Annotated in this window: 2 protein-coding genes; one reads left to right on the top strand and one right to left on the bottom strand. The window is 66.1% G+C overall.

The window, feature by feature from the left end:
- Positions 1–44 precede the first annotated feature (44 nt).
- Positions 45–833: a 5'/3'-nucleotidase SurE gene (gene surE, locus DBR23_RS28330; protein WP_099729832.1), complete on the bottom strand. Its 789-nt coding sequence runs from the start codon at positions 831–833 to the stop codon at positions 45–47.
- A 169-nt stretch (positions 834–1,002) separates the two neighbouring features.
- Between surE and DBR23_RS32045 the strand changes: the two genes are divergently transcribed.
- A partial coding sequence (locus DBR23_RS32045) for an alcohol dehydrogenase catalytic domain-containing protein (RefSeq protein ID WP_233250801.1) occupies positions 1,003–1,556 on the top strand: 554 nt, incomplete at its 3' end.

Raw genomic sequence — 1,556 nt, 5'->3', positions numbered from 1 at the left:
ACCGGACACCGGCAGCCTGGCCGGAAACCCCGGGCGGCGCTGCATCACGCCCCGGGGGCGGCAGCCGCCCCCGCCGCCAAACGGGCGGCGGTCTGCGCCCAGTAGCCGAGGTTGTCGTGATCGGTCAGGTCCACCTTGAGGGGCGTGATGGACACATGGCCCTGGGCCGTGGCATGAAAGTCCGTGCCTTCTGCATCGTCCTTGGCAGCACCGGCACCGCCGATCCAGTACATGGCTTCGCCCCGCGGGCTTTCCTGCACGATGACCCGTTCCGCCGCATGGCGGCGCCCCAGGCGGCACAGCTTGGCCGGGCGCAAGGCCTCCAGCGGCATGTTGGGGATGTTCACATTGAGCAGCCAGGGGGTTTCGTTGACCAGTTGCTGCGCACGCATCTGCGCCACCAGTTCACGCGCCTTGGCCGCGGCGGCCTCCAGCTCGGCCCAGCCCTTGTCCACCTGCGAAAAAGCGATGGCCGGAACGCCAAAGAGATATCCCTCCATGGCCGCACCCACCGTGCCGGAATAGATGGTGTCATCGCCCATGTTGGCGCCATTGTTGATGCCCGATACCACCAGGTCGGGCCGGTAGCCCAGCAAGCCAGTCAGCGCGATGTGCACGCAGTCTGCCGGGGTGCCGTTCACATAGCGAAAACCATTCGCCGCCTTGTGCACATACAGCGGCGAATGCAGCGTCAGAGCGTTGGACTTGGCACTGTTGTTATGTTCTGGCGCAACGACCTCCACCTCGACCCCGTCGAGGGTCTTGAGCGCATCATGCAGCGCGACGATGCCGGGGGCCTGGAAGCCGTCGTCATTGGAAATCAGGATCTTCATGGTCTGGGTAGGGGTTGCAACGGATTGTAGGTGGGCAGGCCATTGCTGCGCCCGAGGGCGCCAGAGAAGCCGCCGCCGCAGCCCGTCGCTCGTGGGACATCCGGCACGCCAGCGCCCCACCTATCATGCGGGCCATCATTGACAAGACCGACCGACAGGAGACTTCCCCATGCATGCCTGGCTTTGCACCAACCCCACCGGCGTCGAGGCACTTGCCTGGACGGAGCTGCCCACCCCCACCCCCAAGGCGGGCGAGGTGCTCATCGAGATCAAGGCCGCCAGCCTGAACTTCCCCGACCTGCTGATCGTGCAGAACAAGTACCAGATGAAGCCGCCGCTGCCCTTTGTGCCCGGCTCGGAGTACGCGGGCGTGGTGGCTGCCGTAGGCGAAGGCGTCACGCACCTCAAGGTCGGCCAGAACGTGGCCTGCCTGTCGGGCACCGGCGGCTTTGGCACCCACACCATTGCCCCCGCAGCCCTGTGCATGCCGTTGCCAGACGGCTTTTCGCATGTCGATGCAGCCGCTTTCATCATGATCTACGCCACGTCGCACCATGCGCTGGTAGACCGCGCACAGCTCAAGGCGGGCGAGACCGTGCTGGTGCTGGGCGCTGCCGGGGGCGTGGGCACGGCCGCCATTCAGATCGCCAAGGCCATGGGCGCACGAGTGATCGCTGCCGCATCCAGCGACGAAAAGTGCGCGCTGTGCACTTCCATCGGAGC

The sequence above is a fragment of the Acidovorax sp. HMWF018 genome (genome assembly GCF_003061035.1).
Taxonomy (GTDB): domain Bacteria; phylum Pseudomonadota; class Gammaproteobacteria; order Burkholderiales; family Burkholderiaceae_C; genus Acidovorax; species Acidovorax delafieldii.
Note: the sequence above shows the minus strand (reverse complement) of the source record. Positions and strands in the feature narration are given on the sequence as shown.

Bases quoted from the DNA above. Each gene is read 5' to 3' on its own strand.
- surE (WP_099729832.1), bottom strand. From the start codon at position 833: ATGAAGATCCTGATTTCCAATGACGACGGCTTCCAGGCCCCCGGCATC.